This window comes from Amycolatopsis circi (genome assembly GCF_003385235.1).
Classification (GTDB): domain Bacteria; phylum Actinomycetota; class Actinomycetes; order Mycobacteriales; family Pseudonocardiaceae; genus Amycolatopsis; species Amycolatopsis circi.
Window position 1 is genome coordinate 18,806 of sequence record NZ_PQIA01000053.1, and the last position, 25,049, is coordinate 43,854.

Here is a 25,049-nt window from a genome sequence, read left to right on the forward strand (position 1 = left end):
CTGTCAGGCGGGCGTGTCGTGGCGGAGGTAGGCCAGTACCGCCGCCACGCGGTGGTGCAGGCCGGGCTCCCCGGCGAGGCCGAGCTTCGCGAAAGTGGAGTTGACGTGCTTCTCGATCGTCGATTCGGCCAGGTTCAGGGACTCGGCGATACCCCGGTTGTTCCGGCCCTCGGCCATGAGCCGCAGGACGTCGAGTTCGCGCGCAGTCAGCCTGGCCAGCGGCGATGCGGCGTCGCGCCGGCGGCTGTGCAGCAGAACTTCCACGATGCGCGGGTCGACCACCGAGCCGCCGGAGGCGACTTCGCCGAGAGCGCGGACGACTTCGCCGACGTCGCCGATCCGTTCCTTGAGCAGGTAGGCCAGCCCTGAGGTGCCGTGCTGGAAGAGGGCGAACGCGTACTGTTCGCTGGCGTGCTGGGACAGCACCACCACCCCGATCCCGGGATGACCGGCCCGGATGGCATGGGCGGCGGTGATGCCTTCGAGGTGGTGGCCGGGCGGCATCCGGATGTCCGCGACCACCGCGTCCGGACGCTCGCGCTCGACGGCGGCGAGCAGTTCCTCGCCAGTGCCGACAGTGGCAAGGACCGTGACGCGGCCAGAGCCTTCGAGGAGTTTGCGGGTGCCTTCCCGGACCAGGTAGTGGTCGTCGGCGATGACGACGCGCAGCTGATCGGTCATTTCGCGGTCTCCGAATCCGACGGCTGCGCGCGAGCCCACTACGCCCAGTCTATCCGCCGCCGCCCGAGCAAAACCGGGATCAACGACAGTTGCCCACAGGCCCGGCAAGCTGTGGACAACTCCTCATAACAAGCACTGACCTGCAGTTTTGTCACACCGGACTATCCACACCCGCACCGTCAAAGATGCGGCCGGACAACCCGCCCCAGCCACTCCGCCGCGGCCCGCGCCACCGCGTCCAAATCGCTCGCCAACGAATGATCCCCCGCCACCACGACAACCTCGTGATGCGGCGCGGCCGAAGGCCTCCCGAACGGATCCCGCTCACCCTGGATCACCAGCGCGGGCACCTCCACCGCGTCCAGTTCGGCCTGCCGCGACTTCTCCGGCTTCCCCGGCGGATGCTCCGGAAAAGCCAAGCACAGCACCGCGACCGCCTGCCCGGCCGAGGCCGTCCGGCAAGCGACCCGCGCACCGGAAGACCGACCGCCGAACACCAACGGCAAGTCGTCGAACCGGGCGGAAATCTCGTCCGCCACCGTCAGCCAGGCCGTGTCCAGTTGCTTGGCCGGAGCCGGAGCCCGGCGGCCAGCCACCCGATACGGCTGTTCCACCAGCGCCACATGCATCCCGGCCGCCTTCGCCGCCTGGGCTACCGCCACGAGATCCTTCGCCCCGATGCCGCCGCCCGCGCCGTGGCCGAGCAGCAGCACCGCGTCGCCGTCGGGCGCGCAATGCAGTTCGACCCGCGCGAGGCCGTGTTCGGTGTCGATCTCCAGCGTGGTCATGACAGGTCGAACAGCGAGTCGACGGACTGCTCGGTTTCCGCGCGCCGCAACAGGTCCGGGCCGTTGTTGCGGACGTTGTTCACCAGGCTCGACACCGGCCGCAGCTCCAGCGATTCGACGACCGCGGGCGGCGTCGGCACCATCAGTTCGTCCACTTCGGACCGGTCCGGGTCGAGCCAGCCCGTCCAGTGGTCGCGCGGCACGATCAACGGCATCCGGTGATGCACGTCGGCGAGCTGGCCTTCGGCGTCCGTCGTGATGATCGAGAAGGTGATCAGCGGTTCGGCGTCGGCGTCGTCCTTCGGCCGCCAGCTCTCCCAAATTCCGCCGAACGCAAGCGAATTCCCGGAGGGATCCGTCATGTAGAACGGCTCCTTCTCCTTGCCCGTGCGCCGCCACTCGAACCAGCCGTCGGCGGGAACGAGACACCTGCGCGACGCCAGTGCGCGCTTGAACGCGGGCTTCTCCTTCGCGGTTTCCGCCCGGGTGTTGATCATCCGCGAACCCGCCGAAGGATCCTTGGCCCAGAACGGAACCAGGCCCCACCGCATGATCCGCAGCGAGCGCTCCGCCGGTTCGTCTTCGAGGACGAGCCCGTCGGCGTCGCGGGGATGGCGCTGCACCACGGTCACGACGTTCTTGGTCGGCGCGACGTTGTGGTCCACTCGCGCCCGGCCCTCGGTCAGGTCGACCGCGGCGAACTCCTCGACCAGCTTCGCCGGGTCTTTCGTCGCGGCGTAACGGCCGCACATGCCAACCTCCTCGGGGTGCCTCAAGGGCCATCGTCGCACGCAAACCGGGCCCCGCGCGACCGGCATGGGATCATTCGACCAGGCAAAGGGCGACCGGGAGGACGTGGGCGGCTTGGCGCGAGGCGACTGGACGCGGCTGGACGAATCCGACGTGCGGGTGCGTCCCGGCAAGGGCACCAGGCCACGCAGCAAGCGCAGGCCCGAGCACGCCGACGCGGTCACCGCGATGGTGATCGGCAAGGACCGCGGCCGCTGGACGTGCGCGGTCGACGCCGACCCGGGCCGCGTCGTGATGGCCATGCGGGCCCGCGAAATGGGCCGCGTCTCGGTGGTCGTCGGGGACATCGTCGCGCTGGTCGGCGACGTGTCCGGACGGCCCGACACGCTCGCCCGGATCGTCCGCGTCGACGAGCGCACCAGCGTGCTGCGCCGCACCGCCGACGACACCGACCCGTACGAGCGCGTGGTCGTCGCGAACGCCGCGCAGCTGCTGATCGTCACCTCGCTGGCCGACCCCCTCCCCCGGCCCGGATTCATCGACCGTTGCCTCGTCGCGTGCTACGCGGGCGGCCTGGAACCCGTGCTGTGCCTGACGAAAGCCGACCTCGCCAGCCCGGATTCGCTGCTCGCCGGCTACGCGGGCCTGGACGTCCCGGCCATCGTCACCCGGCACGACGAGGAACCCGAGGGCCTGCGCGAACGCCTCGCCGGCCGGATCACCGCCCTCGTCGGACACTCCGGAGTCGGCAAGTCGACATTGGTCAACCGGCTGGTCCCCGCCGCCGAACTGGCGACCGGCGACGTCAGCTCGGTCGGCAAGGGACGGCACACCTCGGTGGCCGCGGTGGCGTTGCCGCTGGCAGGCGGGGGCTGGGTGGTCGACACCCCCGGCGTCCGGTCGTTCGGCCTCGCGCACGTGACCGCGGACGACATCGTCGACGCCTTCGAGGAGTTCGCCGAGGCCGCCGAGGAATGCCCGCCGAACTGCGGCCACCTCGGCCCGCCCGAGGACCCGGGCTGCGCGCTGGACGCCGTGGTCTCCGACGGCAACGCCGGGGCGGACCGGCTGACGTCGCTGCGAAGGCTTTTGGTCTCGCGAGCGGGCGGCGGAAACAGCGGCGGCGACATCCGCGCCGAATCGTGATCTGACCGGCGTAACCCCTGGCGTCCGCTGCCGATACGAAGTGCGACAGCACCAAAGTCCAGGGGGAACTTCATGCGGCTCCGCGTTGGCGCCGTGGCCGTTTGCGCCGCGCTCGCGCTGGCTGGGTGCGGCGCGCCCGCAACGTCGTCGGCGGCGAGCCCGTTCGCTGATGCCGGATCGCTCGCCGCGGCCATCCGCCAGAGCCTCGGCAAAACCGGCACGGTGCGGCTGATCATGTCCGACGAGGGCGGCAAAGGATCGGCCGAAGTCGAGGTCGGCCTCCTCTACAACGGCCCGCACACCGCGGTCGACCTGCGCCTGTCCAACGGCAGCGAAGTGCGCATGCCCGGCGAGACGTTGTTCTTCAAACCGGCCAGCGCGCAAGCCGACCAGCTTGACTCCGCTCGCCGGTGGATCCGTTTCTTCCCGCTCGCCACTGACATGTACTCCAGAGCGTTCTGGAAGCTCGCGAAGCAAACCGCCGAACAGACCGACCCGCTGCGCACCGTCGACCAGCTCGCCCAGGCCGGCGAACTGACCGGGTCCGAGCAGGTCGAACTCGACGGCCGCAAGCTCACGCACTACACCGTGCAGCTCGATTTCGACCGCGTCGCCGAGCATCTGATCGGGTTCATCGCCGACGAATCGCAGGACCGGATCCGGGCGCGGCTGTCCGGGAAGGGCGTCCGGATCCCGCTGAACCTGTGGCTGGACGACTACCAGCGGCCGGTCAAGGTCACCCTGGACGAACGGCCCATGGCCCGGTTCGACCCCGGCCTGACCGGCTCCGTGCTGACCGTCCGGTACCAGCGCTGGGGCACTCCGGTCGAGGTCGCGGCGCCAGCGGCGGATCTGGTGGACAACATGGGCGGATAAGATAAACCGGAAGAAAACCTCTCCGGCGGAGGGAACCTTTGCCCGCCGGACAGCGTCACAGAAGCGACCTCGCGGAGTCACCCGCCAGTGGCCCGCGCGCCGGACCGCAAGGACGCGGCCATCGAGGCCGGCCGGCGACAACGCAGGTGAAAGACCGATTCCTTCCTAGGGGGAGAACCATGCGCAAGACCACGACGTTCGCCGTCGCCGCCGGTGCGGCGCTGGCGCTGGTGCTGACGGGCTGCGGCTCGAGCGCCGAGAACGGCACCGCGGCCCCGGCCGGCCAGGCCAAGGACGGCGGGTCCGGCCTGGCGTCGCCGTTCAGCGACGCACTGAAGCTGGCCGACGCGGCCAAGCAGGGCACCGAAAAGGCCAAGTCGGCGAAGATGTCGATGGACATGGCGATGGGCGGCCAGACCATGAAGGCCGAGGGCGCGATGCGCTTCGACGGCGAGAACTCGGCCATGACGATGACGATGAACATGCCGCAGGGCTCCATCGAGATGCGCTACGTCGACAAGACCCTCTACATCAAGGTCCCGGCCGCGCAGGCCAAGCAGTTCGGCTCCGACAAGCCGTGGCTGAAGATCTCGCCGGACGCCAAGGACCCGACGTCGCAGTCGTTCAGCAAGATGATGTCGCAGTCGACCCAGCAGAGCGACCCGACGCAGATCCTCGACCAGGTGTCGAAGACCGGCCAGATCGTCGGGGCCGACCAGGTCGAGCTGAACGGCGAGAAGGTCAACCACTACAAGGTGGAGATGGACGTCAGCAAGTCCGTCGAGACCTACTCCAAGGGCCAGCCCGCCGAGGTCCAGGAGCAGATGAAGAAGATGCTCGCGGGCAAGAACATCAAGATCCCGGCCGAGATCTGGATCGACAAGGATCAGCTCCCGCTGCAGATCACGATGGACCAGTCCGAGATGATGAAGTCGCTCGGCGCGTCGACGGGCTCGAGCGCCGCGGCCGCCGCGGGCGGCAAGATGACCGTCAAGTACACCGACTGGGGCAAGCCGGTCGACGTGGCCGCGCCGCCCGCCGACCAGGTCGCCGACTTCGGCGAGGTCATGAAGAAGATGGGGCACTGATCCCCGAGGCTTTTCGCGGGCCCCGAGCCGCTCCGGCTCGGGGCCCGTTTTTTGTGCGCTACTGCCGGTAGCACGCGTTCCCCCGAACGGGTCGGCCCCGCTCGCTGTGCTTGGCTTGAGGCCCTTACGGCCGGTCAGAGAGGGTTTTCGGATGCGCAGGACGGCCGTCGCGGGTGTCGCCGCGCTGCTGGCGATCGCCTCGGCGGGATGTTCCGGCACCCCGGAGCCGCAGCGCTTCACCGACGCCCGCGCGCTCGCGGACGCCGCCTCCGCCGCGACCTTGGCCGGGCACACCGCGAAGTTCACCGCTGACGTCACCACCGGCACCCTCGTGTCCCACGGAAAGGGCCAGGCGAAATTCGACCGCGCGGGAACGGCTCTGTCGATGACGACGGACTACGTCGGCGAGCCGATCGAACTGCGCCTGGTCGACAAGACGCTGTACGCGAAGGTCCCGGAGAGCGCGCGGGACCAGGTCACCGACCACAAAGCGTGGGTGAAGGTGTCGCCGGACGGCACCGACCCGCTTTCGCAGGTGCTGGGCGGCAGCCTGGCGCAGCTGGCCGAGCAGAACGACCCGGCACGCACCCTGGCGCAGGTCCGCACGGCGGGGACGGTGGCCTCCAGCGAGGAAACCACCCTCGACGGAGCCTCGGCCGAGCACTACCACCTGACCGTCGACCTGGCGAAGCTCGGCTCCGAACTGCCCGGCGGCCTGCCCGCCGAAGCGCTGACCCGCCTCGGCGACCGCGGCAAGACGGTCCCGTTCGACCTTTGGCTGGACGCGCAGCACCGGCCGATGCAGCTGGTCCTGGACCTGACGCCGGTCATGCAGGCCACCGGCCAGACCGGTGTCGCCACAGTCAAAGCGCGCTACACGGACTGGAACTCCCCCGTCACGGTCAACGCCCCCGCCCCGGCCGACATCGGCACCCTGACCGGCGGCTGACCCGCCACCAAAGCCTCGTGAGTGTTTATCCCGGTTAGAACCGGCATAAACACTCACGAGACCCGGCACCCTGACCGGCGGCTAGGCCAGGCCAGCGGGCCGCACCCGCAGCTTGGCCGCGATGCGGGCGAGCGCCTGCTGGTCGGCGGCGGTGAGCCACTGCGCCTCGGCTGACTGTCCGTGAAGGGCTCCTTCCGGGAATCTGATTCCCTCAAGGAGTCCTTCACGGACCGCTAAAGCAGTTCGAGCAGGAAGGGCAGTTCCTGCAGCGCGTACCAGGCCAGCTCGTGGTCTTCGGCGTCGCCGAGGGTGAATTCGGCGTCCTCGTCGCCGAGATCAGCCGCGTCGATCACCGCCGCGGCGGCGGTCACCGCGTCCTCCGCCTCGGCCGAGTCCACGTGGATGGCCGCGATCTGGGACTTCGGCACCGGACCCGCGAGCCGCACGACGGCCGAGTCCAGATCGGGCCGCAGCGTCGCGTCGTCGACGTCCACCGACACCACCGCGCGCCGCGGTTCGCCCTTTTCCTCAGCGGCGATCAGGCGCAGCGAGGCCCGGGCCGCGTCCAGCAAAGCGGCGTATTCCAGTTCCTCGTCGGAACCGCTCGCGTACGCCTCGCGCAGGGCGGGCGTCAGCGCGAAACCGGTGCCGCTGCGAGCGCGGAACTCGCCGTTGGCCTCCAGGTCTCGCAGCATCGCGATCGTCGCAGGCAGATAAACCCTCACCAGTGCGCACCCTTCAGCTCTTCAAGCGCTTCTTCGATCATCCCGCCGAGCAGCCCGACGTCGAACGCGGCCTTGCGGTCGCCGTTGAGTCCGAAGTAGACACCGCCGTGGTAGGAGGTGACCCCGATCGCCAGCGCCTGCGTGCGCATCAGCGGCATCACCGGGAACATCTCCACCAGTCTCGCCTCCCCGGCGTACATCGGCACCTGCGGCCCCGGCGAATTCGTGATCATCAGGTTGAAAATCCGCCCGGACAGCGATCCGCCCGCCCGCGCGCCGAGCGAATGCAGCGTCGCCGGCGCGAAGCCGCTCACCTTCAGCAACCCGCGCGCGGCCACCGATCTTCCCGAATTCAGGTGCTCGGCCATCGCGTGGCCGATGTGCTGCAGCCGCAGCACCGCGCTCGGCTCGCCGACCGGCAGGTCGATCAGGTACGCCGCGACCTGGTTGCCGACCAGCGCGGGCGTGGCGAACTCGGCGGTTTCGGCGTCGGTGACCGCCATCGGCACGAGCGCGCGCACGGTTTCGGTCGGCGTGAGGTTCTCCCCGCGCGACAGCAGCCATTCCCGCAGCGCGCCGGTGATCGCAGCGAGGATGACGTCGTTGACCGTGCCGCCGTGGTCCGCGCGGATCTTGCGGAAATCCTCCAACCGCGTACGCACGACCGAGAACACGCGACCGCCAGACACCCGGACGTTCAACGGCCCGGGCGGTGCGGGCCGCGTGATCGTCGCCGCGACGCCACCGAGCGTTTCGACAGCCTTGCTCACCGTGGTCACCGCGTCGCCCGCGATCGAGCGCACGTTCTCGATCAGCTCGCCGGGCCGTTGCACGGTCTCGCTCATCGCGTCGAGGACCTGCTGCGTACGACTCGGCTCGCGCCGCGGCACCCACATGTCCTCGAACGGCTCGGGCGGTTCGGGGGTCTCATCGAGGATCAGCTGGCCGAGGTCGATCGTGCCGACACCGTCCACAACGGACTGGTGCGTTTTCGTCACCATCGCGACCCGGTCGCCGGACAATCCCTCGACGAAATACGCCTCCCACAACGGCCGTTCCGGCGCGAGCCGCCGCGACATCAGCCGCGCGACCAGGTCGAACAGCTGGTCGTCGCTGCCCGGCTGGGGCAGCGCGGAGCGGCGGACGTGGTAGTTCAGGTCGAAGTCGACGTCGTCCACCCACACCGGGCGCGCGAGATGCCCCGGCACGCCGAGCACGCGCTGGCGGTAGCGGGGCAGGAACGCCAGCCGCGCGCCGACGAGGTCGAGCACCTGCTCGTAGGTGAATCCGGACGACGGCCGCTCGAAGATCGCCACGCCCCCGACGTGCATCGGCGTCGTCTGGTCCTCGACGTACAGGAACGAGGCGTCCAGCGCGGACAGGCGGTCGGGCATGAGCCGATCCTTACACAATGCGAGACTGGCCGGTGTGGGTGATGAGCTGGCGGGTTCGCCGAAAGACCGCTTCCTGACCGTTTACGGGCGCAAGCCCGTGCTGGAGGCGCTGGGCGATCCGGACCTGCGCGTGGACAAGGTGATCCTCGCCGACACCGCGCGCGGCCCCGCCGCCACGGAGATCCAACGCGCCGCGAAAGCCGCCGGGGTGCCGGTGCAGCGCGCGAGTGCGCACCGGGTGAAAGTGCTGGCCGGCAACGGAAAACAGGACCAGGGCGTACTGGCCGATGTCGTCGCGCCCCGAATGCGCGCCCTTGCCGCGGCCCTCGACGACCGCCGTCCGCCTGCCCGGCTGCTGCTCCTAGACGGCATCACGACGCCAGCCAACGTCGGAATGATCCTGCGCACCGCGACGGCCGCCGGTTTGTCTGGCGTGATCGTGCCGCGCCGGGGCGTCGCCGCGCTGGATCCGATGGTGGTGAAGTCCTCGGCAGGCGTTGCCTTCCGGGCACCGGTACTGCGCTGCGGCTCGGCGCGCGAGGCGGCGGAAATGCTGGTGGAGGCCGGATACAGCCTGTTCGCGCTTGGTGCCTCGGCGGGGACGTCGGTGTTTGATGTGGAGCTGCCGCAGAGGTCGGCTTTCGTGCTGGGCGGGGAGACGGAAGGCGTCGGCGAGGCAGTCGCTGAGCTGGTGACCGAGTGGGTGTCGATCCCGATGCCCGGCGACGTCGAATCACTCAACGTCTCCGCCGCAGCCGCAGTCCTGTCCTTCGAACTCGTGCGACGCGGAGTCAACTGAACAACACCGCGAACGTCGAGGACATCGGTGTTCGATGTGGAGCTGCCGCAATGGTCGGCGTTCACGCTCGGCGGGAGACCGACGGCGGTGCCGAGGCGGTCGCTGAGTTGGTGACCGAGTGGGTGTCGATCCCGATGCCGGGCGACGTCGAATCGCTGAACGTCTCCGCCGCAGCCGCAGTGCTGTCCTTCGAACTCGTGCGACGCGGGGCCAGCTGAACAACACCGCGAGCGTCGAGGACATCGGTGCCCGACGCAAAACCGCCGCAACGGTCGCCGTTCGTGCTGGGAGAGGAGACGCGGCCGCAGTGCTGTCCTTCCAACTCGTGCGACGCGGGCTCAGCTGAACAACGCCGCCAGTTCCTCGAGAGTGTCGGCGATCGAGCGGTGGTGCACGCCGACCATGCCCGCGGCGACGGCCCCGCGCACGTTTCGTTCTGCGTCGTCCACGAATACGCATCTGGGCGCGGCCAGGCCGATCCGCTCGGCCGCGACTAGGTAAATCTCGCGGTCCGGCTTGGCCACGCCGACCTCGCCGGAGAAGACGAGTGCGTCAAAGTACTGCGACAGCTCGGTTTTCACCCCCGGCGCGGCTCCCGGAGCGTTCGAGACGAGCGCGGTGCGGGTGCCGTTCGCGCGGGCGTCTCGGAGGTATTCGTAGAGAAGCGCGGCGTCCGGGTCGGTAAGCACTCCGGCGTAGTCGACTAGCAAGCCTTTCAGCACTTCGTCAGCCTATCTGCCGTTCGGCCGCGCCAGGCCCATAGCGCATCGGGCAGATCCAGTCTGCGACATTCTGCCCTTTTCGCCGGATCAGGCATTCAATGTCCCATCGGGCGGCGGTGAAACGCACTAACTCCTGGGTGGACGTCCACGTTTCGGGAGGGAACTCAATGACGAACCACAGCCTCCGGCCGCTTTCCGCTGTCCCGGGGGTCACCGGCCGACGCACGCATCGTCGCGGCGCGTGGCCGTCGCCGTACGATCTGCCGCCTGCTGGGCATCGGCTGTTGCGGCTCAGCGATCCGCCTACCGGGCGACGGCTCAGCCAACGGCTCAACGCCATTCTCGAAGTCCTCGCCGGACGGCGCGCGGCCGGGCAGATCCGTCCGCTCGTGGACGAGGCGTTGTTTTCCCGGCTCAGCAGCCAGGGGCTGATGCCGGGCATCCGCCATCACGTCGCCGGGGAGCTGCGCGTCTGCCGTCCAGCCGAGACGGCGCTCGAAACCAGCGCGATCATCCATTCCGGACCTCGGGTGCTCGCGCTGGCGGCCCGGTTCGAGCGCACGCGGACGGGCTGGGTGTGCACGCGGTTTCACGTGCTCGCGCCGCGAACCGAAAGTGTGCAGGCTGGACGGCCGTCGGTGGCCTGAGCGGGACAGGTGTCCTGACTACCAGGACAAGGGTCCTGCGGCCACAAAGACTAAGCAGGCCTTATTTAGCGGGCATGGGTCCGAGCGGGTCATTCCGCCCAACCCGCTCGACCAGCCAACGCCGAGTCCACTGTGGACCCGAACGACAGAACGGCAGCACGAGCGTTCTCGTGCTGCCGTTCTCAGTCGTGCCATCCGCAGTGGACGGTCAGCGACGCGGTCCCTTCTTGCCCTTCTTGGACTGCGCCCGCTCGGCGGCGCGGCGTTCCCGCCGGGTGCCGCCGTTCGCGCCGCCCGCTTCCGAGTCGTTCGCACTGTCCGAATGGGACTCGACGCCGCCGCCCTCGGACGGGCCCGACATCGTCAGTCCGGATTGGACACCGCCGCCGCCGAGTCCCTTGCCGCGCAGGGCGGACGGGACCGAATCGGAGTCGGTGGCCGGCGGCTGGGGCGGAGCGGGGCGAGCGTGCTTGCCCCCGTCCTCGTCCTGGCCGAAGGCACCGGCCGCCGCGGCGGTCGCGGACGTGACTCCGCCCGGGAGCGCCGACGGTTCCGGCTGCTGCACGGTTTCCGGCTCGGCGCGCTCGACCTGGAGGTTGAACAGGAAGCCGACGGCCTCCTCCTTCAGCGAGTCGAGCATCGCGCGGAACATGTCGAAGCCCTCGCGCTGGTACTCGATCAGCGGGTCGCGCTGCGCGAGCGCCCGCATCCCGATGCCCTCCTTGAGATAGTCCATCTCGTAGAGGTGCTCGCGCCACTTGCGGTCCAGCACGGTGAGCATGACCTGGCGCTCGAGGCGGCGCATCGAGCCTTCCTCGCCGACCAGCTCGTCGATCTCGGCCTCGCGCTTGGCGTACGCGGCGAGCGCGTCGTCGACCAGCGCCTGGGTGAGGCCTTCCGCGTCGAGATCGCCGTCTTCGACCAGCTCGTCCCAGTCGAGACTCACCGGATACAGCGTCTTCAGCGCGGTCCACAGCTGCTCGTGGTCCCAGTCCTCGGCGTAGCCCTGGGACGTCGCGCCCGCGGCGTACGCCTTCACCACGTCGATGATCATGTGCTCGATCTGCTCGCGCAGGTCCTCGCCGCCGAGCACGCGCAGTCGCTCGGCGTAGATCACCTTGCGCTGCTCGTTCATGACCTCGTCGTACTTGAGGACGTTCTTGCGGGTCTCCATGTTGAGCTGCTCGACCTGGGTCTGCGCGCTCTTGATCGCCTTGGAGACCATCTTGTGCTCGATCGGCACGTCGTCCGGCAGCCGCATCGTGGTCATGATGCGCTCGACCAGCACCGCGTTGAACCGGCGCATCAGGTCGTCGCCCAGTGAGAGGTAGAACCGCGATTCGCCGGGGTCGCCCTGTCGTCCGGAACGACCGCGCAGCTGGTTGTCGATGCGCCGTGATTCGTGCCGCTCGGTGCCGAGCACGTAGAGGCCGCCCGCCTCGCGGACCGCGTCGGCTTCGGCCCGCGCCTCTTCCTTGATCTCCTCGAGCACCTTCGGCCACGCGGCCTCGTACTCCTCGGAGTGCTCGACCGGGTCGAGGCCGCGCTCGCGCAGCACCTCGTCGGCCATGATGTCCGGGTTGCCGCCGAGCACGATGTCGGTACCGCGGCCCGCCATGTTCGTGGCGACGGTGACCTGGCCCTTCTTGCCCGCGCGCGCGACGATCAGCGCTTCCTTGTTGTGGTACTTCGCGTTCAGCACCTCGTGCGGCACGCCCAGCTTGAGCAGCAGCTTCGACAGGTGCTCGGACTTCTCGACGCTCGTCGTGCCGACCAGCACCGGCTGGCCCTTTTCGTGCCGCTCGGCGATGTCCTCGGCGACGGCCTCGAACTTGGCCTGCTCGTTCTTGTAGATCAGGTCGGCGCGGTCCGCGCGGACCATCGGCCGGTTCGTCGGGATCGGCACCACGCCGAGCTTGTAGGTCTGGTGGAACTCGGCCGCCTCGGTCTCGGCGGTACCGGTCATGCCGGCCAGCTTCTTGTAGAGCCGGAAGTAGTTCTGCAGCGTGATCGTGGCGAGCGTCTGGTTCTCTGCCTTGATCTCGACGCCTTCCTTGGCCTCGATCGCCTGGTGCATGCCCTCGTTGTAGCGGCGGCCGACGAGGATGCGCCCGGTGAACTCGTCGACGATCATGACCTCGCCGTCGCGGACGATGTAGTCCTTGTCCTTGTGGTAGAGCTCCTTGACCTTCAAAGCGTTGTTCAAGTAGCCGACCAGCGGGGTGTTCGCCGCCTCGTAGAGGTTCTCGATGCCGAGCTGGTCCTCGACGAACCGGACGCCCTTCTCGGTGACCGCGACGGTGCGCTTCCGGACGTCGGTCTCGTAGTGGTACTTCGAGTTGATCAGGTTGGCCTTCTCGACCCGCTCGCGCGTCCCCATCGTGGTGGTGTCGATGCCCTGCATCAGCGGCGCGAGCCGGGCGAACTCGACGTACCACCGCGACGACTGGTCCGCCGGGCCGGAGATGATCAGCGGGGTGCGCGCCTCGTCGATGAGGATCGAGTCGACCTCGTCGACGATCGCGAAGTTGTGCCCGCGCTGCACGCACTCGTCGAGCGACCACGTCATGTTGTCGCGCAGGTAGTCGAAGCCGAACTCGTTGTTCGTGCCGTAGGTGACGTCGGCGTTGTAGTGCTTGCGCCGCTCCTGCGGGTCCTGCTCGGCGATGATGACGCCGACCTCGAGCCCGAGGAAGCGATGGATGCGGCCCATCCACTCGGCGTCGCGCTTGGCGAGGTAGTCGTTGGTGGTGACGACGTGCACGCCGTCACCCGGAATGGCGTTCAGGTAGGCCGCGAGGACGCAGGTCAGCGTCTTGCCCTCGCCGGTCTTCATCTCGGCGACCTGGCCGAGGTGCAGCGCGGCCCCGCCCATGAGCTGGACGTCGTACGGCCGCTGCCCGAGCACCCGGTGCGCCGCTTCCCTGGCGACGGCGAACGCCTCCGGCAGCAGCTCGTCCAGGGATTCGCCCTTGCCGTACCGCTCGCGGAACTCGTCGGTCTTGGCCCGCAGTTCGGCGTCCGACAGGTCCTTCACGTCGTCTTCGAGGGTGTTGATGTGATCGGCGATGTTGCGCAGCCGCTTCACCATCTTGCCCTCGCCCGCGCGGAGCAGGCGGTTCAGCACCATCCGGTCGACCTCACTAGCTGATCATGATCGAGCCCAGGCCGTTCCCGGGCAGTAATCGCCACGGCTGGCGCCCGTGTGCGCCGCCGCCGTCTCCCCCATCGTAGGGAACGCGGGCTGGTCCGCGCACGCACGTCGTCGCAGAAGGTCACGGGAGGTTTGCACAGGTCCCGACGAAGGTCGGGTAGCGCGTCGTGCTCCGGGCGCGCGGACGGCCCGCACGCGTTCGCGTGCGGGCCGCCGGCGAGGTTGTTCTCCGGTGGGGTCAGCCCAGCCGGATCACGCCGTAGTCGAAGCCCTTTCGCCGGTAGACGACACTCGGCCGGCCGGCCTCGGAGTCGTTGAACAGGTAGAAGTCGTGGCCGACCAGCTCCATCTCGTAGAGAGCCTGGTCCACCGTCATGGGGTCCGCGTCGTGTTGCTTCTCGCGGACGACGCGGCCGGGCTGATGGCCCAGGTCCTCGTCTTCCCAGCGCCCCTGCCGGGGAATGTCGCCCGCACTCGTCGCCGCGAAACCGTTCGCCATGGATTCGGTCGCGTCGGGTGCGTCCAGGACGGCCGTGCCCGTGGCGGGCCCGGCGACGGCATCGGATCCGCCGACCGCGGACGTCGCCTCGGCGACCGACTCGGGACGGCTGCGTCCGTAATGCACGCGCCTGCGGTCGTGTGTCCGCCGGAGCCGGTTTTCCAGCTTGGTGACGGCGGAGTCGAGCGCTGCGTAGAAGTCGGCTGCGCTCGCTTCCGCGCGAACAGCCGGACCGCGGCCCTTCCCGGTGATTTCGACGCGCTGGCAGCTCTTGGCCTGCCTGCGGTTGGGCTCGTGGAAGAGCTCCACGTCGTAGCGGATGACCTTCTTGTCGTAGCGCTCAAGGCGGGCCAGCTTTTCGCTGACAAGCGCCCGGTAATGCTCGGGCACCTCCACGTTGCGGCCCTTAACGACGATGTCCATACACGACCTCCCTCGCTGAGGAAACTGCGAGCTGTTGTGTTCTCACGGCACCGGTACTACAGCGGCTACTGCACGGGTTCGGCGGGCTGATAAAGAATTCGCGACCGGATCACGACGTCTCGTGGCGGTAGCGCGAACGCGGACTCAGCGGGCCGCCGGCGCCAGGGACATGGGCTGCACACCTCCCTGCCTGCGGGTATTGCTGATAGCGGTGCACGTTAGCTTCATCACGCCGTCCGCAACAGCCCCCGAGCCGGGGGATGTCACGATCCGGGAACCCGTCACGGGGCGCAGTGAATCATGCGTGCGCAGCCCGGAACCGCCGCCCGGAAGGCCGAGCGCGCGAGCCCAAGTTTCACGCGGACGGCTCAACCCGGCGACACCCCGGACGCCGAGGGTGACCGGCCCCCTCAGCACAGCCGCCACCTCGGTGGACTGCCCCGCCGCGGGAGTGATTCCGGCCTTGATCCTCATGTCCGGACAACGGGCGACGACGGCGGGAGGTTCCCTCTTGACATCACTCGTGTAGGTGACACCTGGCGGTAGTGTGCGTTCGAGCGCGGGCGGCCTCCCTGGCGAGAAAGCGGCGGAAGTTTTCGGACGGGTGGTTTTTGGAAGCGTTCCGTTTTAGCGGCGACCGGAGCGGACGATCAGTTTCCGAACAGCCGGATTTCGGTTTCGGATGGCGCCGGTCTCGGCACTCGGCGGATTCTCGGCGGACTGGGCCAGGGCGCGTTCGGGTTTCGGACGTGGGACAGGCTGCTTTCAGACTGTCGCCAGCAGGGCGAGTACCGCCACCACCGGCACGCCCGCGTTTTTCAACGCCGTGACGCATGCGGCGGACGTGGCGCCTGTGGTGATCACGTCGTCCACCACCACGACCCGCGTGCCCGGCGGCGGACGGCCAGCCGCGGCGAAGCGAAGTCGCCCTTCCAGGTTGGCCGCTCGTTCCGCCCGGCTCAGGCCGACCGCGTCCTGTCCGCCTTTCAACACCAGGGCAGGCGCGACATAAGCCCCCGTCAGCCGAGCGGCTTCCGACGCGATCCGAAGGACGTGCGGCCCTCCTCGAACCCGCGAAGCGGTCCGTCGGCTCGGAGCCGGAACCAGGCACCACGGACTGGCGCGAGGCTCGCCGGGAGACAACGCCATCAGGGCGGCGGCCAGTATCCAGCCCAAAAACGGGGCCACGTCCCGACGGCGGCGTTCCTTGCAGGCGATCAAGGTTCGCTTGGCGACGCCCGCGTAGCGCGCCAAGGCGTAGGCCGGAGCCAACGCCGCCAGCGGCGCGCGAAACACCTCAGTGGGGGACCCCCACGCCGTGGAGCATCCGGCGCACACGGCCGCGCCGCGGATCTCGCATCCCGCGCAGTAGGTCGGCAGGAGCAGGTTCATCAACAGTCTCAGCAACATGACCAAGAGTGTGCACCCGACCACCGACAGTTTCGGGCCGCGCGAAGACCGGAGCCCGGAAATCAGCCCGGATAGAACGGATCCGCGTTCTGCATCGAGTGCGACTGCGGCCGCCACACCTCGCCCAACTCGGTCGCCGTCCACAGTCCGCCCGCGTCCGCGACCACGATCGGCTGGCCCGGGGCCGCCGCGACCGCGCGCACCGGTGCGGTGAGGTTCGAACTGTTGTAGGCGTCCATCCGCCGTCCGTCGACCGACAGGCGCTGCACCGGCTGCGAGGGCGAAGACGTCGCGGCCACAAGAGTGTCCGGCGTAGAACCCCAATCCACGTCCGAGACGTCGATCAAGACCCCAGGCTGCAGGACGCGCGGCTCGCGCAAGGTGACCGTGTCGCCGCTGCGCACCACCGACGCCACGACCAGCTGGCCGTTCACCGTCGCGGCCACGCGGGCGCCGTCCCGGGAAAGCCGGAGGACACCGATCGGCCCGAGTGCCAGCAGGTCGTTCGCGTTGACGCTCTGGCGCAGCCAGCGGCCGTTCGGGTCGAGCACCATCCGCGCGATGATCGAATGGTCGACGACCGTCCACACCTCGTTCGACGGGCCGGCTCCGGGCTGGGCGGGCCGCCAGGTCGGGCGGCTCAGCGAACCGCCGCCGAGGTCGACCGTCGGCAGGTCGCGGCCGAGGTCGCCGATGCGCAGCCGGACCCGGTCGCCGTCCTGCTCGACCACCGCGAGGCGTTTGCCGTCGATGGACTGGGCCGCGTTCACGACCTGGTAAGCGCCCTCGCCCGCGGCGCCCGCGATCGGCGCGCCGTCGCTGAGCGAGCGGACGCGGCCGCCGATCGTCATCAGGCCCCGCAGATCCGGGCTCGCGTTGTACGAGGGCACGTCGCTGCCGCGCCAGTACTCGTGGTCGCGCACGAGCGGCGCGCCGTCGGCCAGCAGCCGGATCCGGGTGGACGTGACGGTCTGCATCGACAGCACGATCTGCGCGGCGATCAGCGACCGGGTTTCCGGGCTGGTCCCGGCGAGCCCGCTCAACGGGACGGTGAGCGAGCCGTCGTCGTTGTTCTTCACGTTGCTTTCGAGCGACACCCCGTCGCCGAACAGGTTCTTCACCGCGCCGGCGAGCCCGGCGGACGGCCCTTGCAGGATCAGGTCCATGACCCGGCCCGGCATGCCCGACTGCGGTTTCGCCGGGACATAGCGCAGGTCCGGCACGAAGGCCCCGGAATCCGGCGAGTAGAAACTCACCGCGACCGGGTTGTAGTTGCCGTCGAATTCGTCGTCGGTCACCAGCAGCACCGGCGGGGGCGGGCTGGAGATCCGCCATTGCCCGTCGGCCTGCTTGTGCACCTGGAAGGTCTGCTCGACCGGACCGCTGCCGGGAATGAACGCGGAGTCCGCGCTGAGCGTGCCCAGCACCGAACCGCGCACCGAAACCGTGCGGACGTTCGGATCCGGCGCCGTCGACGACGGAGCGGGCGTGGCGGTCGCGCCGGAAGCCGCGGTGTCGTAGACCGTGCTGAACGTCTTGTCGATGATCGTGAACGAGCGGTTCGGCCGCCACGCGCCGCGCTGTTTTTCGTCGAGGAACGCCCGCGAGGCCGCGTTGCCGGACCGCGGATCGGCGTTGGCCTTGATGAACAACCGCACGATGTCGAGCGGTTCGGCACCCGCGGGCGGTTCCGGCGCGTCGTTGGCCTGCTGCGGAGCCTTTTCGACGGACACCACGACCGGCAGCGATTCCTGCGGAACGTTCGCGCAGCTCACGAGCACCAGTGCGCAGGCGAGAAAGAGAAGCGCTCGCCTCACTGACCGACCTCCTCCCGGTCCGGGGCCGGATCGGCGAGGATCGCTTCCGGCGCGGGGTGCAGTTCGGCGACCGACGACGGCGACAGCGTGATCTCCGAAACGGCGTCGGGCGGGGGCAGCACCAGCGGGCTTTCCGCGATCGGCACGCCCTGGCGGCGCGGCACCTCGAGCCGGAAGCACGCGCCGTGTCCCGGCTCGCCCCACGCATCGAGGACGCCGCCGTGCAGCCGCGCGTCCTCCTGGCTGATCGCGAGGCCGAGCCCGGTGCCGCCGGTGCGCCGGTTGCGCGACGGGTCGGCGCGCCAGAACCGGTTGAACACCAGCTCGGCCTCCCCCGCCCGCAGGCCGACGCCGTAGTCCCGGACGGTGATCGCGACCGCGGTCTCGTTCACCGCGACCGTCAGCACCACCGGTTTGCCCTCGCTGTGGTCGACGGCGTTGGCCAGCAGATTGCGCAGGATCCGTTCGATCCGGCGCGCGTCCACCTCGGCCGCGGTGTCCTCGTCCGGCAGCACCAGTTCGACGACGCTGCCCGCGGTTCCGGCGAGCACCCGCACCTGCTCGACCGCGCGGGTCGCGATCGGCCGCACGTCGATGTACTCCGCGGACAGCTCCTCGACGCCCGCGTCGAGCCTGCTGATCTCCAGCAGGTCGCCGAGCAGCGCCTCGAACCGGTCCAGCTCGTCGACCAGCAGCTCGGTGGAACGGGCGAGGCCGGGCGGGAACTGTTCGCGGGACGCGTGCAGCACGTCGGCGGCCATCCGCACGGTGGTCAGCGGGGTGCGCAGCTCGTGCGACACGTCGGAGGTGAACCGGCGCTGCAGGCCGCCGAATTCCTCGAGCTGGCGGATCTGGTTCTGAATGCTGGCCGCCATGCTGTTGTAGGACACCGCGAGCTTGGCGAGGTCGTCCTCGCCCACGACGGCGAGGCGCTGGTCGAGATCGCCGCCCGCGAACTGCTCGGCCGCCGCGACGGCTTGCCGGACCGGCCGCACCACCTGCCGGACCACCAGGTTCGTGATGCCGGCGAGCAACAGCAGCAGCACGATTCCGGCCACGAACAAGGTGTTCTGGACCGTCGACACGGTGGTCTGCTCGCTCGTGAGCGGGAACAGCAGGTACAGCTGCAGCGGACTGGCCCCGGACATCAGCGAGGTCCCGACGATCAGGTACGTGGTCCGCACGCCGTTCTCGTCGACGGTGTGCTCGAGCCGCGCGAGGTGGTCGGCCTCGACGAACTGGCGCAGCCGCTCCGGCACCGAGTTGAACGGCCCGACGTACACCGGGTCGGCGTCCGATTGGCCGCGCCCGACGCTGGCCAGCACCGGTTCGAAGGTGCCCGCGGTCGAACCCGCGCGCGAGGAGGACGTGGTCGAGATCTTCTTGAGCGCGTTCTGCAGGCGCGTGTGCAGCGCGTCCGGGGACTCGCCGCCGATCCCCACTAGCTCGCGCGCGGCGGTGTCGGCGAGCGCCTGGGTCTGCTCGGTCGCGGCGTGGCGCTTGGTGTCCAGCAGCCGTTCGGTGATCTGGTTCTGCAGGACCATGCCCAGCACGAACACCACGGCCGACGACAGCGCCAGCGTCGAGATCGTGACGCGGAACTGCAGCGAGTGCTTCCACAGCTCGTTGAACGCCACCGCTCGGCGGCGAGCGAAAACCACGACCCGGCCGGCGAGCCGGGCCGTGGCGCGGGCGGCGGCTCGGAGCCGCCCCGCGAAACCGGTCATCGCACGCTCACGGCGGGCCGGCCTTGTACCCGACTCCGCGCACCGTCAGCACCACCTCGGGGTGCTCCGGGTCCTTCTCCACCTTCGAGCGCAGGCGCTGGACGTGCACGTTCACCAGCCGGGTGTCGGCCGCGTGCCGGTAGCCCCACACCTGCTCCAGCAGCACCTCGCGGGTGAACACCTGGCGCGGCTTGCGGGCCAGCGCCACGAGCAGGTCGAACTCGAGCGGGGTCAGCGGGATCGCCTTGCCCTCCCGGGTGACCTCGTGCCCGGGAACGTCGATCGCGAGGTCGCCGATGGTGAGCGATTCGGCGGGCTCGGCCTCGGTGCGGCGCATCCGGGCGCGCACGCGGGCGACGAGTTCCTTCGGCTTGAACGGCTTGACCACGTAGTCGTCGGCGCCGGATTCGAGCCCGAGCACGATGTCCACGGTGTCGCTCTTGGCGGTGAGCATGACGATCGGCACGCCGGACTCGGCGCGGATCGCCTTGCACACGTCGATGCCGTTCATGCCGGGCAGCATGAGGTCGAGCAGGACCAGGTCCGGTTTCAGCTCCCGCAGCGCGGGAAGCGCCCGCGAACCGTCCGCGACCACCGCGGTGTCGAACCCTTCGCCGCGGAGCACGATGGTGAGCATCTCCGCGAGCGCCGGGTCGTCGTCGACCACCAAGACACGTGCCTTCATGACCACATGTTCGCACTACCTCCCGCACCGGCGCGCACGACCCGCGCGTTTGACCACCGGAAAGATCAAGATCACCGGCCCAATGCCAGGGACTCAGGCCGTGCGGCCTCGGCGTGCCGATCGTCTGCAAAAGACTCAAAGCTCGCCGAAATGCCCGATCCATGCCCTCGCGGCCGCTTGCTCGCGTCCGTGAGGGGAACCCTGAGGGAATCAGAGTCCCCCAGGGTTCCCCTCACGGACAGCGCACCCCGCACCCGCCCTCGCCAACCCTCGCGACCAGGACAGACACCCCTCAGGCCGCACCCACAGCGCCTCCTCAAGTCCCTGGCATCGGATCACCGGCCCGGTGGGGCCGTCCGGACCCGTCGGTCGTCCAGCCGGGAACGGATTCGCCCGCTCAGCCGAACAGATCGCAGCCGAACGGTTACTGTTGCGCTATGCGGAACCAGGACTCGGGAAACGCAACGGGAAGCGCGGTGCAGTCCGTCGACCGGGCGATCACGGTTCTGGAACTGCTGGCCTCGGGCGGCGAAGCCGGCATCACCGAGATCGCCGGCGCACTAGGGGTGCACAAGTCCACCGCTTCCCGGCTGCTGAGCGTGCTGGAGGCGCACGGGCTGGTCGAGCAGCTGGGCGAACGCGGCAAGTACGCGATCGGATTCGGCGTGGTCCGGCTGGCGGGCGCCGCGACCGGCCGGATGGACCTGGCGAAGCTCGGCAGGCAGACCTGCCAGTCGCTCGCCGAGGAGCTGGGCGAGACGGTCAACATCGCGATCGCGGACGACGGCGTCGCGATCAACATCAGCCAGGCCCGAGGGTCGGCGGCGATCACCACACAGAACTGGACCGGGCAGCGCACGCCGCTGCACGCCACTTCCAGCGGCAAGGTGCTGCTCGCCGCGATGGACGACGACGTGCGCAAGCGGATGCTCGCGCACGACCTGGAGCAGTACACGCCGCGCACCACGGTCGACCGGGACGAGCTGGCGGCCGAACTGGAGCGCGTCGCAGAGGACGGTTACGCGGCTTCTTTCGAGGAGCTGGAGCTGGGCATGCACGCGGTCGCGGTGCCGGTGCGCGGTCCCGGCGGCGAAGTCGTGGCGGCGATGAGCGCGTCCGGTCCGTCCTACCGGCTGTCCAAGCAGCGGATCCGGCAGATCGTCGCGCCGATGGCCGAGGCGGCACGGGAGCTTTCCGCTCAGCTTGGCTACTTTTCCGCGTGACTCCCCGGCCGCGGCGGCTCTCTTGACAGCGTGCCCGCGATCCCGCAATTTGTGAGTTGCAGCAGACGGAACATCGATCTCCATCCGCAACGCCTCCGTTCCCCGGCGGGGCGTTCCGGCATGCCTGTCTCGTCCCGAGCCGGGCCGTCCGCGACGGCCGGCAGGCAGGAGGTACCTCGCGATGGCGGTGCGACCGCGGGTGGTTGTGCTCGGCGCCGGGCTCCTCGGCTGCGCGGTCGCCGACGAGCTGACCGAACGAGGCTGGACGGAGGTCACCGTCCTCGAACCGGAACCGGCGATCGCCTCGGCCGGGCCGGGGCTGCTGTTCCGCACGCACGCCGACCGCACGGCGTCCGAGTTCGCGAAGTACACCGCGGAGAAGTACAGCGGGCTGACCGTCGACGGCGGCTGGTGTTTCCAGCCGGTCGGCAGCCTGGAACTCGCGACCGCGCCGGAACAGCTTTCCCGGCTGCGGCAACGGCTTGGCTGGGCGACGTCGTCCGGCGTGCGCGGCTATCTGCGCGAACCGGGCGAATGCGCTCAGCTGCACCCGCTGCTCGACCCCGCGAAGGTGGTCGGCGGCCTGCATCTCCCCGGCGACGGGCTCGTCAAACCGATCCGCGCGGCGCTCGCCCAGGCCCGTCGCGCGAAGGACCGGGGCGCGAGATTCCTTACTGGGCAAGAGATTGTCGAGATCGTGCGCACGGCGGGCCGGGTGACCGCGGTGGCGACCGCGACCGACCGGTTCCGCGCCGACGTGGTCATCTCGTGCGCCGGAGTGCGCGGGCCGCAATTCGGGCGACTGGTCGATCTCGCGGTGCCGGTGGTGCCGATCGCCGTCGATCACGCGCGGACGACGCCGTTGGCGCAGCTCGCCGGGGACAACGACCACTTCACCGAGGCGGACAAACCGATCCTGCGCGGTGCCGGGCTGTCGCTGCGCGAGCACGTCGACCGGCTGGGCATCAGCGCGCTGGGCCCGGTCGAGACTGACGCCGAGTTCGCGCCGGCGGGCTTCGAAGAGTCGTGGACGGCCGCGCTCGGGCTGGTGCCCGCGCTGGCCGACGCGAAGGTCGAGGAGGGTGTCCGGCAGCTGGTCCCTGGCACGCCGGACGGGTTGCCGTTGCTGGGCGAGCATCCGGATCTCGACGGGTACTGGGTCGCCGAAGCGGTGGACTGTGCGTGGTCCGCCGGAGTCGCGCGGGAGTTGACGCGCTGGCTCATCGAAGGGCAAGCGCACCTCGACCTGCACTCCGTCGACCTCGCCCGGTTCGATCGGCTGCAACTCGCGCCCGGCCGGGTGCGCGAACGGAGTTTGGCAGCGGCGGGCCATCAACGGCCAGCGACGGAACTGCTGCGGACCTCGCCCTGTTACGAGCGCGAAGTCGCGCTGGGTGCGGAGTTTCGCGAGGAAGACGGCTGGGCGCGGCCGCAGCGGTACTCCTCCGGTGGACGCGCGGAAGCAGTCGCGGCGCGGAGCCGGGTGGCGTTGTTCGATCTGACCCCGCGGCGACGGCTGGAGATCACCGGCCGCGGCGCGCTGCCGTTCCTGCAGACGATGACCACTAACCAGCTCGACCGGCCGCCCGGCTCGGTCACCAGCGCGTTGCTGCTCGGCGAAGATGGCGGGATTCGCAGCGATCTGACCGTTGCGCGGCTCGGCGTGGAGGAGTTTCACGTCGCGGCGCACCACCATCGGGATGTCGCGTGGCTGCGCCGTCATCTGCCCGGCGACGGCTCGGTCCAGCTGCGCGAAACGACCAGTGGCACTTGCTGTCTCGGCTTGTGGGGACCGCTCGCCGAGCGAATGCTGCCGGAACTGTCCACATCGGACTCCCGGGTCTGGCGGACGTACGTCGGCGACATGCCGGTGACCGTGCTGCGCGTGTCGGAGGTGGGCGAACCCGGCTGGGAGCTGCACACCGGCGCGGATCTCGGCCGGTCGTTGTGGGACACGCTCTGGTCGGCCGGGCAGCCGCACGGGATCGTCGCGGCCGGCGAGGACGCGCTGCGCAGCCTCCGAATGGAGGAAGGGCACCGAAGATGCGGCGTCGACGTGACCACCGAGCATGACCCGTACGAAGCCGGGCTCGGATTCGCGGTGCGGATGGACAAGGGTTACTTCCTCGGCCGGGACACGCTTCTCCACCGTTCTCCGTCGACGGCTCGTCGGAAACTGGCGTGCTTGACCATCGACAACGGGCATTCCGTCATGCAGGGTCGCGAGCCGGTGTACGTCGACGGCCGCCCGGCGGGGTATGTCACGAGCGGCGCGTACGGCTACACCATCGACAAAAACTTGGCCTACGCCTGGCTTCCCGTCGAGGACGCCCGCCCGCGGACGCCGGTGGAAATCGAACACTTCGGGGAACGGTTCGCAGCGAAGGTGGCCGCAGAGCCGTTAAGGAGCAGCGAATGACGCATTACGACGTGATCGTGCTCGGTCTTGGCGGAATGGGCAGCGCGGCTGCCTACCGGCTGGCGCAACGGGGCCAGAAGGTGCTCGGTATCGACCAGTTCGCGCCGGTGCACAACCTCGGTTCGAGCCACGGCGGTTCACGGATCACGCGGCAGGCGTACCTCGAAGGTCCGGATTACGTCCCGCTGCTGCTGCGCGCACACGAAATGTGGGACGAACTCGAACGCGACTCCGGACGGTCGCTGTTCACCCGCTGCGGCGCGGTGATGGGCGGACCGCCGGAGTCGCGCACGATCACGGGCAGCACGCTTTCCGCGGAGAAGTTCGATATCCCGCACGAAATCCTGGACACGACGGAGATCCGGCACCGGTTCCCCACCATCACCCCGGCCGAGGACGAGGTGGCGCTGTGGGAACCCGGCGCCGGATTCGTGTCGCCGGAAGGAAGCGTTGCCGCGCACCTTCAACTCGCCGCGCGCCACGGTGCCGAATTGCACCACGAGGAGCAGGTTTTCACCTGGACCACCACGGAAACCGGGGTGCGCGTCGGCACCGCTTCGAGCTACTACACGGCCGAGCGGCTCGTGCTGTGCCCCGGCGCGTGGGCACCGGTGCTGCTCGGGGACCTAGGCGTCGACTTCGAGGTGCGTCGCCAGGTCCAATACTGGTTCGAGCCGACTGACGTGCAGCCGTTCGTCGACCATCCCGTGTACATCTGGGAAACCGCGGAAGGCGGCCAGTTCTACGGATTTCCCGCGCACACCGCGCAAGGCGTCAAAGTCGCCGTGCACCTTGGCGGCGAGCCCTGCACCGCCGACACGATCGACCGGCGGATCCGCGACGACGAGGTGCGCGCGGTCGCGGCCGTCGTCGGTTCCCGGATTCCGACGCTCCCGGCGACCTTCCGCCGCGCGGCGACCTGCCTCTACACCAACACGCCGGACGAGCATTTCGTGATCGCCCCGCACCCGAAGCATCCGCGTGTGGTCGTGGCGTGCGGGTTTTCCGGGCACGGGTTTAAGTTCGTGCCGGTGGTCGGGGAGATTCTCGCTGACCTGGTGGTGGACGGGGAGACTCGGCATCCGATCTCGCTGTTCGATCCGGCGAGGTTCTCGTGAGTGTTGATC

General features: G+C 69.5%; 22 protein-coding genes. 10 read left to right on the forward strand and 12 right to left on the reverse strand.

Annotated features, from left to right (window positions below; translation table 11 throughout):
• Positions 1 to 3: 3 nt before the first annotated feature.
• The 3 genes from D0D37_RS22665 to D0D37_RS22675 all read right to left on the reverse strand — a co-directional run bounded on the left by D0D37_RS22665 (position 4) and on the right by D0D37_RS22675 (position 2,221).
• Complete coding sequence (locus D0D37_RS22665; RefSeq protein WP_116202606.1) at positions 4 to 681, reverse strand: response regulator transcription factor; 678 nt, start codon at positions 679 to 681, stop codon at positions 4 to 6.
• A 179-nt stretch (positions 682 to 860) separates the two neighbouring features.
• Positions 861 to 1,469 carry an alpha/beta hydrolase family protein gene (locus tag D0D37_RS22670; RefSeq protein ID WP_116202573.1) on the reverse strand — a complete coding sequence of 203 codons (609 nt, stop codon included), beginning with the start codon at positions 1,467 to 1,469 and terminating at the stop codon, positions 861 to 863.
• Positions 1,466 to 2,221 carry an SOS response-associated peptidase gene (locus D0D37_RS22675; protein WP_116202574.1) on the reverse strand — a complete coding sequence of 252 codons (756 nt, stop codon included), beginning with the start codon at positions 2,219 to 2,221 and terminating at the stop codon, positions 1,466 to 1,468. The genes D0D37_RS22670 and D0D37_RS22675 overlap by 4 nt, the downstream gene beginning before the upstream one ends.
• A gap of 112 nt (positions 2,222 to 2,333) precedes the next feature.
• Here D0D37_RS22675 and rsgA point away from each other — a divergent pair, with 112 nt between their 5' ends.
• From rsgA to D0D37_RS22695, 4 genes are all read left to right on the forward strand, one after another.
• The gene (gene rsgA / locus D0D37_RS22680) at positions 2,334 to 3,365 is read left to right on the forward strand and encodes a ribosome small subunit-dependent GTPase A (protein ID WP_116202607.1); all 1,032 of its coding nucleotides are present in this window, start codon (positions 2,334 to 2,336) and stop codon (positions 3,363 to 3,365) included.
• Positions 3,366 to 3,437: 72 nt separating this feature from the next.
• Positions 3,438 to 4,241 carry an SCO4651 family lipoprotein gene (locus tag D0D37_RS22685; RefSeq protein ID WP_116202575.1) on the forward strand — a complete coding sequence of 268 codons (804 nt, stop codon included), beginning with the start codon at positions 3,438 to 3,440 and terminating at the stop codon, positions 4,239 to 4,241.
• 179 nt (positions 4,242 to 4,420) lie between these two features.
• Positions 4,421 to 5,329, forward strand: a complete 909-nt coding sequence (locus tag D0D37_RS22690) for an SCO4651 family lipoprotein (protein WP_162834398.1) — start codon at positions 4,421 to 4,423, stop codon at positions 5,327 to 5,329.
• Between the two features lie 151 nt (positions 5,330 to 5,480).
• Positions 5,481 to 6,278, forward strand: a complete 798-nt coding sequence (locus D0D37_RS22695) for an SCO4651 family lipoprotein (protein ID WP_116202577.1) — start codon at positions 5,481 to 5,483, stop codon at positions 6,276 to 6,278.
• A gap of 233 nt (positions 6,279 to 6,511) precedes the next feature.
• On the opposite strand, the gene D0D37_RS22705 is transcribed toward D0D37_RS22695, so the two are convergent.
• Positions 6,512 to 7,003 (reverse strand): DUF6912 family protein, encoded by a 492-nt coding sequence (locus tag D0D37_RS22705; RefSeq protein ID WP_116202578.1) that lies wholly within the window; start codon positions 7,001 to 7,003, stop codon positions 6,512 to 6,514.
• Positions 7,000 to 8,397, reverse strand: coding sequence for a WS/DGAT/MGAT family O-acyltransferase (locus tag D0D37_RS22710; RefSeq protein WP_116202579.1), 1,398 nt, complete (start codon positions 8,395 to 8,397; stop codon positions 7,000 to 7,002). Before D0D37_RS22710 ends, D0D37_RS22705 begins: the two co-directional genes overlap by 4 nt.
• Before the next feature lie 34 nt (positions 8,398 to 8,431).
• Between D0D37_RS22710 and D0D37_RS22715 the strand changes: the two genes are divergently transcribed.
• Together D0D37_RS22715 and D0D37_RS22720 are read left to right on the forward strand one after the other, a co-directional pair.
• The gene (locus D0D37_RS22715; protein WP_116202580.1) at positions 8,432 to 9,196 is read left to right on the forward strand and encodes a TrmH family RNA methyltransferase; all 765 of its coding nucleotides are present in this window, start codon (positions 8,432 to 8,434) and stop codon (positions 9,194 to 9,196) included.
• A 50-nt stretch (positions 9,197 to 9,246) separates the two neighbouring features.
• Positions 9,247 to 9,414 (forward strand): TrmH family RNA methyltransferase, encoded by a 168-nt coding sequence (locus D0D37_RS22720; protein WP_116202581.1) that lies wholly within the window; start codon positions 9,247 to 9,249, stop codon positions 9,412 to 9,414.
• Positions 9,415 to 9,534: 120 nt separating this feature from the next.
• On the opposite strand, the gene D0D37_RS22725 is transcribed toward D0D37_RS22720, so the two are convergent.
• Positions 9,535 to 9,918 (reverse strand): HAD-IA family hydrolase, encoded by a 384-nt coding sequence (locus D0D37_RS22725; protein WP_116202582.1) that lies wholly within the window; start codon positions 9,916 to 9,918, stop codon positions 9,535 to 9,537.
• Positions 9,919 to 10,085: 167 nt separating this feature from the next.
• Between D0D37_RS22725 and D0D37_RS22730 the strand changes: the two genes are divergently transcribed.
• Positions 10,086 to 10,565: an Rv3235 family protein gene (locus D0D37_RS22730; RefSeq protein WP_116202583.1), complete on the forward strand. Its 480-nt coding sequence runs from the start codon at positions 10,086 to 10,088 to the stop codon at positions 10,563 to 10,565.
• 208 nt (positions 10,566 to 10,773) lie between these two features.
• Here D0D37_RS22730 and secA read toward each other — a convergent pair whose 3' ends face one another.
• The 6 genes from secA to mtrA all read right to left on the reverse strand — a co-directional run bounded on the left by secA (position 10,774) and on the right by mtrA (position 20,280).
• Complete coding sequence (secA, locus tag D0D37_RS22735; RefSeq protein WP_116202584.1) at positions 10,774 to 13,695, reverse strand: preprotein translocase subunit SecA; 2,922 nt, start codon at positions 13,693 to 13,695, stop codon at positions 10,774 to 10,776.
• Between the two features lie 262 nt (positions 13,696 to 13,957).
• Positions 13,958 to 14,641, reverse strand: coding sequence for a ribosome hibernation-promoting factor, HPF/YfiA family (gene hpf / locus D0D37_RS22740; protein ID WP_116202585.1), 684 nt, complete (start codon positions 14,639 to 14,641; stop codon positions 13,958 to 13,960).
• Positions 14,642 to 15,406: 765 nt separating this feature from the next.
• Positions 15,407 to 16,051, reverse strand: coding sequence for a ComF family protein (locus D0D37_RS22750; protein WP_116202608.1), 645 nt, complete (start codon positions 16,049 to 16,051; stop codon positions 15,407 to 15,409).
• A gap of 62 nt (positions 16,052 to 16,113) precedes the next feature.
• Positions 16,114 to 17,868: an LpqB family beta-propeller domain-containing protein gene (locus D0D37_RS22755; RefSeq protein ID WP_116202587.1), complete on the reverse strand. Its 1,755-nt coding sequence runs from the start codon at positions 17,866 to 17,868 to the stop codon at positions 16,114 to 16,116.
• Positions 17,865 to 19,595, reverse strand: coding sequence for an MtrAB system histidine kinase MtrB (gene mtrB / locus D0D37_RS22760; protein WP_116202588.1), 1,731 nt, complete (start codon positions 19,593 to 19,595; stop codon positions 17,865 to 17,867). The genes D0D37_RS22755 and mtrB overlap by 4 nt, the downstream gene beginning before the upstream one ends.
• A gap of 7 nt (positions 19,596 to 19,602) precedes the next feature.
• Entirely contained in the window at positions 19,603 to 20,280 is a 678-nt protein-coding gene (mtrA, locus tag D0D37_RS22765; RefSeq protein ID WP_005150760.1) for an MtrAB system response regulator MtrA, read from the reverse strand.
• A 437-nt stretch (positions 20,281 to 20,717) separates the two neighbouring features.
• On the opposite strand from mtrA, the gene D0D37_RS22770 reads away from it, so the two are divergent.
• The 3 genes from D0D37_RS22770 to solA all read left to right on the forward strand — a co-directional run bounded on the left by D0D37_RS22770 (position 20,718) and on the right by solA (position 25,040).
• Positions 20,718 to 21,503 (forward strand): IclR family transcriptional regulator, encoded by a 786-nt coding sequence (locus D0D37_RS22770; protein WP_116202589.1) that lies wholly within the window; start codon positions 20,718 to 20,720, stop codon positions 21,501 to 21,503.
• 181 nt (positions 21,504 to 21,684) lie between these two features.
• The gene (locus D0D37_RS22775; RefSeq protein WP_116202590.1) at positions 21,685 to 23,922 is read left to right on the forward strand and encodes an FAD-dependent oxidoreductase; all 2,238 of its coding nucleotides are present in this window, start codon (positions 21,685 to 21,687) and stop codon (positions 23,920 to 23,922) included.
• The gene (gene solA / locus D0D37_RS22780) at positions 23,919 to 25,040 is read left to right on the forward strand and encodes an N-methyl-L-tryptophan oxidase (protein ID WP_116202591.1); all 1,122 of its coding nucleotides are present in this window, start codon (positions 23,919 to 23,921) and stop codon (positions 25,038 to 25,040) included. Before D0D37_RS22775 ends, solA begins: the two co-directional genes overlap by 4 nt.
• Positions 25,041 to 25,049 lie beyond the last annotated feature (9 nt).

What these genes read in the sequence shown, in the direction of transcription:
- D0D37_RS22665 (WP_116202606.1), bottom strand. Translation starts at nt 681, where the DNA reads ATGACCGATCAGCTGCGCGTCGTCATCGCCGACGACCACTACCTGGTC.
- D0D37_RS22670 (WP_116202573.1), bottom strand. Translation starts at nt 1,469, where the DNA reads ATGACCACGCTGGAGATCGACACCGAACACGGCCTCGCGCGGGTCGAA.
- D0D37_RS22675 (WP_116202574.1), bottom strand. Translation starts at nt 2,221, where the DNA reads ATGTGCGGCCGTTACGCCGCGACGAAAGACCCGGCGAAGCTGGTCGAG.
- D0D37_RS22685 (WP_116202575.1), top strand. Translation starts at nt 3,438, where the DNA reads ATGCGGCTCCGCGTTGGCGCCGTGGCCGTTTGCGCCGCGCTCGCGCTG.
- D0D37_RS22690 (WP_162834398.1), top strand. Translation starts at nt 4,421, where the DNA reads ATGCGCAAGACCACGACGTTCGCCGTCGCCGCCGGTGCGGCGCTGGCG.
- D0D37_RS22695 (WP_116202577.1), top strand. Translation starts at nt 5,481, where the DNA reads ATGCGCAGGACGGCCGTCGCGGGTGTCGCCGCGCTGCTGGCGATCGCC.
- D0D37_RS22710 (WP_116202579.1), bottom strand. Translation starts at nt 8,397, where the DNA reads ATGCCCGACCGCCTGTCCGCGCTGGACGCCTCGTTCCTGTACGTCGAG.
- D0D37_RS22720 (WP_116202581.1), top strand. Translation starts at nt 9,247, where the DNA reads ATGGTCGGCGTTCACGCTCGGCGGGAGACCGACGGCGGTGCCGAGGCG.
- D0D37_RS22730 (WP_116202583.1), top strand. Translation starts at nt 10,086, where the DNA reads ATGACGAACCACAGCCTCCGGCCGCTTTCCGCTGTCCCGGGGGTCACC.
- secA (WP_116202584.1), bottom strand. Translation starts at nt 13,695, where the DNA reads ATGGTGCTGAACCGCCTGCTCCGCGCGGGCGAGGGCAAGATGGTGAAG.
- hpf (WP_116202585.1), bottom strand. Translation starts at nt 14,641, where the DNA reads ATGGACATCGTCGTTAAGGGCCGCAACGTGGAGGTGCCCGAGCATTAC.
- D0D37_RS22750 (WP_116202608.1), bottom strand. Translation starts at nt 16,051, where the DNA reads ATGTTGCTGAGACTGTTGATGAACCTGCTCCTGCCGACCTACTGCGCG.
- mtrB (WP_116202588.1), bottom strand. Translation starts at nt 19,595, where the DNA reads ATGACCGGTTTCGCGGGGCGGCTCCGAGCCGCCGCCCGCGCCACGGCC.
- mtrA (WP_005150760.1), bottom strand. Translation starts at nt 20,280, where the DNA reads ATGAAGGCACGTGTCTTGGTGGTCGACGACGACCCGGCGCTCGCGGAG.
- D0D37_RS22770 (WP_116202589.1), top strand. Translation starts at nt 20,718, where the DNA reads ATGCGGAACCAGGACTCGGGAAACGCAACGGGAAGCGCGGTGCAGTCC.
- D0D37_RS22775 (WP_116202590.1), top strand. Translation starts at nt 21,685, where the DNA reads ATGGCGGTGCGACCGCGGGTGGTTGTGCTCGGCGCCGGGCTCCTCGGC.
- solA (WP_116202591.1), top strand. Translation starts at nt 23,919, where the DNA reads ATGACGCATTACGACGTGATCGTGCTCGGTCTTGGCGGAATGGGCAGC.